This window comes from uncultured Aquincola sp. (assembly GCF_964001545.1).
Classification (GTDB): Bacteria; Pseudomonadota; Gammaproteobacteria; order Burkholderiales; family Burkholderiaceae_C; genus Aquincola.
Map to the genome: position 1 here is coordinate 1 of NZ_CAXFDV010000453.1, position 7,370 is coordinate 7,370.

8 protein-coding genes are annotated in these 7,370 nt (G+C 69.5%); 4 read left to right on the forward strand and 4 right to left on the reverse strand.

Annotated elements, in window-relative coordinates:
* The 3 genes from ABNT58_RS15525 to ABNT58_RS15535 all read right to left on the reverse strand — a co-directional run.
* The coding region (locus ABNT58_RS15525; protein WP_348754366.1) for a rhodanese-like domain-containing protein at positions 1-736 on the reverse strand (736 nt) is incomplete at its 3' end.
* The gene (locus ABNT58_RS15530; RefSeq protein ID WP_348754367.1) at positions 733-1,647 is read right to left on the reverse strand and encodes a DMT family transporter; all 915 of its coding nucleotides are present in this window, start codon (positions 1,645-1,647) and stop codon (positions 733-735) included. The genes ABNT58_RS15530 and ABNT58_RS15525, both read right to left, overlap by 4 nt.
* Before the next feature lie 140 nt (positions 1,648-1,787).
* Complete coding sequence (locus ABNT58_RS15535; protein WP_348754368.1) at positions 1,788-2,900, reverse strand: aromatic ring-hydroxylating dioxygenase subunit alpha; 1,113 nt, start codon at positions 2,898-2,900, stop codon at positions 1,788-1,790.
* Between the two features lie 253 nt (positions 2,901-3,153).
* On the opposite strand from ABNT58_RS15535, the gene xseB reads away from it, so the two are divergent.
* The 4 genes from xseB to ABNT58_RS15555 are packed head-to-tail and all read left to right on the forward strand — an operon-like array spanning position 3,154 to position 6,754.
* Positions 3,154-3,396: an exodeoxyribonuclease VII small subunit gene (gene xseB / locus ABNT58_RS15540; protein ID WP_348754369.1), complete on the forward strand. Its 243-nt coding sequence runs from the start codon at positions 3,154-3,156 to the stop codon at positions 3,394-3,396.
* A gap of 33 nt (positions 3,397-3,429) precedes the next feature.
* Positions 3,430-4,317, forward strand: coding sequence for a polyprenyl synthetase family protein (locus ABNT58_RS15545; RefSeq protein ID WP_348754373.1), 888 nt, complete (start codon positions 3,430-3,432; stop codon positions 4,315-4,317).
* Positions 4,318-4,337: 20 nt separating this feature from the next.
* A complete protein-coding gene (gene dxs / locus ABNT58_RS15550; protein WP_348754370.1) occupies positions 4,338-6,236 on the forward strand; it encodes a 1-deoxy-D-xylulose-5-phosphate synthase in 1,899 nt (632 codons plus the stop codon).
* A gap of 11 nt (positions 6,237-6,247) precedes the next feature.
* On the forward strand, positions 6,248-6,754 hold the full coding sequence (locus tag ABNT58_RS15555; RefSeq protein WP_348754371.1) for a nucleoside deaminase: 507 nt from the start codon (positions 6,248-6,250) through the stop codon (positions 6,752-6,754).
* A 16-nt stretch (positions 6,755-6,770) separates the two neighbouring features.
* On the opposite strand, the gene ABNT58_RS15560 is transcribed toward ABNT58_RS15555, so the two are convergent.
* Positions 6,771-7,202 (reverse strand): DUF1841 family protein, encoded by a 432-nt coding sequence (locus ABNT58_RS15560; protein ID WP_348754372.1) that lies wholly within the window; start codon positions 7,200-7,202, stop codon positions 6,771-6,773.
* Positions 7,203-7,370 lie beyond the last annotated feature (168 nt).

Sequence of the window (7,370 nt, forward strand, 5' to 3'; positions counted from 1 at the left end):
ACTGCTGCACCACGCCCCATTCTGAACCCGGGCGGCCGATCAGCGCCGCCCATTCGGCCCGCAGGGTGTCGGCCGGCTTGAAGCGGCCGTCGGTGCCCAGGTTGTCCTTGAAGAAGCGGTTGCGCGCGCCGGGAATGTGGCCGGCCTGCGCATCCAGCGGCTCCACCTCGCCGCGGTAGCGCTCGGGCGCGCGGGCGTCGAACAGCCGCACGCGGCCGGCCTGCTGCAGCAGCTCGGCCGCGCTGATGGTGGGCATGCCGGGCTCCGCCGCGGCGGGGTAGGGCGCCTGTTCGGCCGGCGGGCGTGCGGCTTCGGTGCTCAGCGCGCCACCAGCGGCCTGCCAGGCGGCCGGGCCGCCGTCCAGCACCGCCACCTCGGCATGGCCCAGCCAGCGCAGCAGCCACCAGGCGCGGGCGGCGTAGGGTCCGCCTTGCGCGTCGTAGGCCACCACGGCCACGCCCGGCCGCACGCCCCAGCGGCCGGCGGTGGCCGCAAAGGCCTCGCGCGTCGGCAGCGGGTGGCGGCCGCCCTGGGCAGGGCCGGCCGACTTGTCGCCCGACAGGTCGCGGTCCAGGTGGGCGTACAGCGCGCCGGGCAGGTGGCCGGCGGCGTAGGCGCGCTCGCCGGCCGCGGCGTCTGTGAGGTCGAAGCCGCAGTCCAGCAGCACCACGGGCTGGCCGGCATCCAGCAGGGCGCGCAGCGCGGGCGCGGAGATCAGCGGGCGGGTGAGTTTCATGTTTCCACCGAGTTGTTGGACACGGCAGGCGCCTGGCGGGCCCGCAGCAAGGTGGCGCCCAGGCCGGCGCCGACGATCAGCAGCATGCCCCCGAGCGCCATCCATGTCACCGGGTCGTCGAACAGCAGCACGCCGTAGCCGAACGCGAAGGCGATGCCCAGGTACTGCAGGCTGGCGTTGGTGAGCGCATGGCCGATGGCATAGGCGCGGGTCATCATCATCTGCGCGCTGGTGGCCAGCAGGCCGGTGGCCACCAGCAGCGCAAAGCCCTGCCAGGTGTGGCTGTGCACGCCGTTGACCAGCATGGTGCTGGCACCCACGGTGCAACTGCCCAGCGAGAAGTAGAAGACCACGCGGTACTCGGGCTCGCCGATGCGGCCCAGCGCGGTGACCTGCAGGTAGGCCATCGCGGCCAACATGCCGGAGATGAGGCCGGCCACGCCGTACCAGAGCTGGTGGCTGTCCATCGTGGGCCGCAGCACCAGGGCCACGCCGACGAAGCCCAGCACGATGGTGACCACCAGCCGGCCGTCGATGCCGTGGCTGGCGGGCTGGCCGCTGCCGTTGAAGCTCACCAGCACCGCGCCGCCGATGAGGAACATCGCCATCCAGATCGACGACATGTAGTTCAGCGTCATCGCGGTGGCCAGCGGCAGATTGCCCAGCGCATAGAACCACAGCACCAGCGAGGCCACGCCGACCACGCTGCGCCACAGATGCATCATCGGCACCGGCGTGCGCAGCGTGCCGCCGCGCGCCCGGGCCACGCCGGCGATGAAGAGGGCGCCGATCAGGCCCCGGTAGAACACGATCTCGCCGGCCGGGTAGTAGGCCGACGCCAGCTTGACGCACACCCCCATCGACGCGAAGAGGAAGGCGGCGGACACCATCAACAAAGGAGCGGACATCATCCGCCCCATTGTGGCAAGTGCTTGCTCACCGCGATGTCCGCCGTGCGTCAGGCCCCGCGGCCGGCGCCCGGCCGCTCCGAAGGCGGCCGCGCCACCCGCCCGGCGGGTGGGCCCGTGTACTCACGGGACCGGGTGCTCCATCACCGTTTCATTTGGATGGACGCGCGATACCACTCGTGGAAGTGCTTCATGCCGTCTTCCATCGGGCTTTGGTACGGGCCGCATTCGTCGTCGCCACGCTCGAACAAGGCCTTGCGGCCGGCGTCCATGCGCAGCGCGATCTCGTCGTCTTCCACGCAGGTTTCCATGTAGGCGGCCTGCTGGGCTTCGACGAACTCGCGCTCGAAGGCGACGATCTCCTCGGGGTAGTAGAACTCCACCACGTTGGTGGTCTTCTGCGGGCCCTTGGGGTAGAGCGTGCTCACCACCAGCACGTGCGGATACCACTCGACCATGATGTTCGGGTAGTAGGTCAGCCAGATGGCGCCGTGCGGCGGCGTCTGCCCGCCGCTGAAGTTGCGCACCGCGTCGTGCCAGCGGCGGTAGATCGCCGAGCCGGGCTTTTCCAGCGCCTTGTGCACGCCCACCGTCTGCACTGAGTGGTGGCGGCCGAACTCCCAGCGCAGGTCGTCGCAGGTGACGAAGCTGCCCAGCCCGGGGTGGAACGGGCCGACGTGGTAGTCCTCCAGGTAGACCTCGATGAAGGTCTTCCAGTTGTAGTCGCACTCGTGGGTGTGGATCTTGTCCAGCACGTAGCCGCCGAAGTCCAGTGCCGCCCGTGGGCCCAGCTGGGCCAGGTCGGCGGCGATGTCACGACCGTTGTCCTCGAACAACATGCCGTTCCACTCGCGCAGCCGGTAGTTGTTCAGGTGCAGGCAGGGGTCCTGCTGGAAATGCGGGGCGCCCACCAGCTGGCCGTGCAGGTCGTAGGTCCAGCGGTGCAGCGGGCACACGATGTGGCTGCGGGTGTGGCCGCGGCCACGCAGCATCACCGCCTGCCGGTGGCGGCAGACGTTGGACACCAGCTCGATGCCGTCGCGGGTGTGCACCAGGGCGCGGCCTTCGCCTTCTTGCGGCAGCGCGTAGTAGTCCCCCACCTCGGGCACGGCCAGCGTGTGCCCGACGTAGCGGGGACCGTGCTGGAAGATGAGTTCCTGTTCCCTGCGGAACCGGTCCTCGTTGAAGTAGGTGTCAACCGACAGCTGGGTGCGGTTGCGTTCGAGCGCGGCAAGCTTGATGCTCAGGTCGGACATGATCCCCAGGATCTCCAAAAACCAATGTCAACCCCCCGCCACGAGATGGCGGGTTTGAAGGAATTTCTCGGGGAGTCCCCCGAAAAGCGAGCCGAACATTGTACCCGGGGGGTATGCCCGTGGGGCGCCACGGGCAACCAGGCGAAACATCCGGCGTCAATCCGTCAAGGATGGGATACGGATGCAGGTGGGGGGAGTCGGGCTGTCTACAATCACCGACCTGACTTTTTCACAAGACGAGATGCCCAGCCGAATGACCGCGAAGCCCGAGGCGGCCGACGCCGAGCTGCCAGCGCTTCGCTACGAGGATGCGCTGGCCGAGCTCGAACAACTGGTGCAGACGATGGAAAGCGGCCAACTGCCGCTGGACCGCCTGCTTGAAAGCTACAAGCGGGGTGCCGACCTGCTGAACCTGTGCCGCTCGCGCCTGCAGGCCGTCGAGGAACAGGTCAAGGTGCTGGAAGACGGGCAGCTCAAGCCCTGGACGTCCGCCTGAGGGCGGCCCGGCATGCACAGCACGAGGGACACGATGAAGGTGGACGATTTCGACGCCTGGACCCGCGCCGAACTGGCGTCGGTCGAGGCTGCGCTCGACGCATGGGTGCCGGCCGATGCGCCGGCCGGCGTGGGCGTGGCCATGCGCTACGGCGTGCTGGACGGCGGCAAGCGGCTGCGGCCCTTGCTGGTGCTGGCCGCCTGTGAGGCGGTGGGCGGCTCGCGCGAGGCCGCGATGCGCGCCGCCTGCGCGGTGGAGCTGATCCACGCCTACTCGCTGGTGCACGACGACATGCCCTGCATGGACAACGACGTGCTGCGCCGGGGCAAGCCCACGGTGCACGTGCAGTTCGGCGAAGCGCAGGCCATGCTGGCCGGCGATGCGATGCAGGCCCTGGCCTTCGAGGTGCTGACGCCCGACGCCGGCGTGGCGCCCGCGCTGCAGGCGCGGCTGTGCTCGCTGCTGGCCCGCGCGGCCGGCCATGCCGGCATGGCCGGCGGTCAGGCCATCGACCTGGCCAGCATCGGCAAGCCGCTCGATGAAGCCGCGCTGCGCGACATGCACCGCCGCAAGACCGGCGCCCTGCTGCAGGCCAGCGTGCTGATGGGCGCCGCCTGCGGCGACATCACGCCGGTGGCCTGGGCGGCGCTGTCCGATTACGGCTCGGCCATCGGCCTGGCCTTCCAGGTGGTCGACGACATCCTGGACGTGACGCAAGCCTCCGAAACGCTGGGCAAGACCGCCGGCAAGGACCTGCACCACAACAAGCCCACTTATGTGTCCGTGCTCGGCCTCGATGCCGCGCGGCGCCACGCCGACGAACTGCGCGACCAGGCCCATGCGGCCCTGCAGCGCAGCGGGTTGGCCGATGCGCTGCGCCTGGCCATCCTGGCCGACAAGGTCGTCGAGCGCCACAGCTGACGCCAGGCCGCCCCCACGCGATGACCACTACGCTGCTACAAACCATCCACAGCCCGGCCGACCTGCGCCGGCTGCCCCGCACCAGCCTGCATGCGCTGGCCCGTGAACTGCGCGAATGCGTGCTGCAGAACGTCAGCAGCACGGGCGGCCACCTGTCGAGCAACCTCGGCACCGTGGAGCTGACGATCGCGCTGCACTACGTCTTCAACACGCCGGAAGACCGCGTGGTATGGGACGTGGGCCACCAGACCTACCCCCACAAGATCCTGACCGGCCGCCGCGAGCGCATGAGCACGCTGCGCCAGCTGGGTGGCATCAGCGGCTTTCCGCGGCGCGACGAGAGCGAGTACGACAGCTTCGGCACCGCGCACTCGTCCACCTCCATCTCCGCCGCGCTGGGCATGGCTATGGCCGCCAAGCTCAAGGGTGAAGACCGCAAGGCCGTGGCCGTGATCGGCGACGGCGCGATGACCGCCGGCATGGCCTTCGAGGCGCTGAACAACGCCGGCGTGCCGCATGCCGGCCTGCTGGCCGACATGCTGGTGGTGCTGAACGACAACGACATGTCGATCAGCCCGCCGGTGGGCGCGCTCAACAAGTACCTGGCGCGGCTGATGAGCGGCAAGTTCTACAGCGCCGCCCGTGAAGGCGCCAAGAGCGTGCTGAAGAACGCGCCCAGCCTGTTCGAGCTGGCCCGCCGCTTCGAGGAGCATGCCAAGGGCATGGTGGTGCCCGGCACCATCTTCGAGGAATTCGGCTTCACCTACGTCGGCCCGATCGACGGCCACGACCTGGACGCGCTGATTCCCACGCTGGAGAACCTGCGCGACAAGAAGGGTCCGCAGTTCCTGCATGTGGTCACCAAGAAGGGCTATGGCTACAAGCTGGCCGAGGCCGATCCCATCCTGTACCACGGCCCCGGCAAGTTCGACCCCGCCAAGGGCCTGCCCAAGCCGGGCGTGCCGGCCAAGCCGTCGTTCATGCACATCTTCGGCCAGTGGCTGTGCGACATGGCGGCCACCGACCAGCGGCTGGTGGCCATCACGCCCGCGATGCTGGAAGGCTCGGGCATGGTGGAGTTTCAAAAGCGCTTTCCGCAGCGCTGCCACGACGTGGGCATCGCCGAGCAGCATGCCGTCACCTTCGCGGCCGGCCTGGCCTGCGAGGGGCTCAAGCCGGTGGTGGCCATCTACTCCACCTTCCTGCAGCGTGCCTACGACCAGCTGATTCACGACGTCGCGATCCAGAACCTGCCGGTGGTGTTTGCGCTCGACCGCGCCGGCCTGGTGGGCGCCGACGGTGCCACCCATGCAGGCGCCTACGACATCGCCTACCTGCGCTGCATTCCGAACATGGCGGTGCTGACGCCGGCCGACGAGAACGAATGCCGCAAGGCGCTGACCACCGCCTACCGCCGCGACCACCCGGTGGCCGTGCGCTACCCCCGCGGCACAGGCGCCGGCGCGGCCACCGATGCCGACCTGCCCGACTTCGCCTGGGGCAAGGGCGAAGTGCGCCGCAGCGGCCAGCGCATCGCCATCCTGGCCTTCGGCACCCTGCTGTACCCGGCGCTGGCCGCCGCCGACAAGCTGGACGCCACCGTCGCCAACATGCGCTTTGCCAAGCCGCTGGACGAAGCCCTGGTGGCCGAGCTGGCGCGCACGCACGACGCCATCGTGACGGTGGAAGACGGCTGCGTGATGGGCGGCGCCGGATCGGCGGTGATGGAAGCGCTGCAGCGCGCCGGCCTGAACAAGCCGGTGCTGTCGCTGGGCCTGCCCGACGAGTTCATCGAGCATGGCGATCCGGCCAAGCTGATGGCCGGCATCGGCCTGGATGCGGCGGGCATCGAGCAGTCCATCCGCAAGCGCTTCCCGGGCGGCAAGCCGTCGCTGGTGGTGGCGGCCTCGGCCGGCTGAAGGCGGCGCGCGTGGCCGGCTACCCGCCGCAGGGCCTGAAGCCCACGCACGAGCAGATCCTCAGGCACCTGCGCCGCTCCAACGAAGTGGCGCAGCGGGCGGTGGCCCTGGGCCACCATCCGTTCGGTGCGGTGCTGGTGGGCCCCGACCAGGAAACCGTGCTGCTGGAGCAGTGCAACATCGACACGGTGAATCATGCCGAGTCGACCCTGGCCCGCGTGGCGGCCACCAACTTCACGCCCGAGTTCCTGCGGGGCTGCACGCTGTACACCGCGGTGGAGCCCTGCTGCATGTGCGCCGGCACCGCCTACTGGGCCAACATCGGCCGCATCGTCTTCGGCATGACCGAAGAGCAGCTGCTGCAGGCCACCGGCAGCCACGCAGAAAACCCGACGATGAGCGTGCCCTCGCGCTACGTCTTCGACCACTGCCAGAAGCCGGTGGACCTGATCGGCCCGGTGCCTGAGATCGCCGCCGAGACGGTGGCGATGCAGCAGGCGTTCTGGGCCAGCCGCTAGGCCACCGCGGGTGGCTTCAGCGTGTGGCGCGCCGCCGCACGCATTCCAGGTAGGCCTGGCCGTCGGGCGGCAGGCCGCTGCGCTGCGAGGCCCAGATCATCTCGCCCAGGCATTCCATCATCTGGTGCTGCGCCTCATGCGCCGAGCCCAGCTTGGCTGCCAGCAGCCCGAAGGCCTGCTTGATGCCGGTGGGCTGGTCGATGGACACCTGCTCGCTGATCGACAGGTGCATGCTCAGGTGCAGGAAGGGGTTGGTGCGGCCTTCTTCCACCGTGTAGCTGGCGGCCAGCGCCGCCTCCAGGTCCGACAGGTCGGCGTGGTACTCGGGGTGCTGGTCGATCCACGGCGCCGCCACCGCCTCCATCGGCACCAGCGGCATGCCCTCGCGCTGCTTGCGCAGCACCTCGCAGAAGAAGCGGCGGACGTCGTGTTGGCTGGGCTGGAACATGGGGGGGATTGTCTCAGCCGGGCATGTCCAGGTAGTAGCGCAAGGCCTTGCCCTGTCCATGGGTCCACAGCAAGCCAGCCGCCACCAATTCGGCCAGATCGCGCGTGGCGGTGGGCTTGGAGGTGCCGGTGAGCTTGATGTACTTCTGCGCATTCAAGCCGCCCAGGA

What these genes read in the sequence shown, in the direction of transcription:
- ABNT58_RS15530 (WP_348754367.1), bottom strand. Translation starts at nt 1,647, where the DNA reads ATGATGTCCGCTCCTTTGTTGATGGTGTCCGCCGCCTTCCTCTTCGCG.
- ABNT58_RS15535 (WP_348754368.1), bottom strand. Translation starts at nt 2,900, where the DNA reads ATGTCCGACCTGAGCATCAAGCTTGCCGCGCTCGAACGCAACCGCACC.
- xseB (WP_348754369.1), top strand. Translation starts at nt 3,154, where the DNA reads ATGACCGCGAAGCCCGAGGCGGCCGACGCCGAGCTGCCAGCGCTTCGC.
- ABNT58_RS15545 (WP_348754373.1), top strand. Translation starts at nt 3,430, where the DNA reads ATGAAGGTGGACGATTTCGACGCCTGGACCCGCGCCGAACTGGCGTCG.
- dxs (WP_348754370.1), top strand. Translation starts at nt 4,338, where the DNA reads ATGACCACTACGCTGCTACAAACCATCCACAGCCCGGCCGACCTGCGC.
- ABNT58_RS15560 (WP_348754372.1), bottom strand. Translation starts at nt 7,202, where the DNA reads ATGTTCCAGCCCAGCCAACACGACGTCCGCCGCTTCTTCTGCGAGGTG.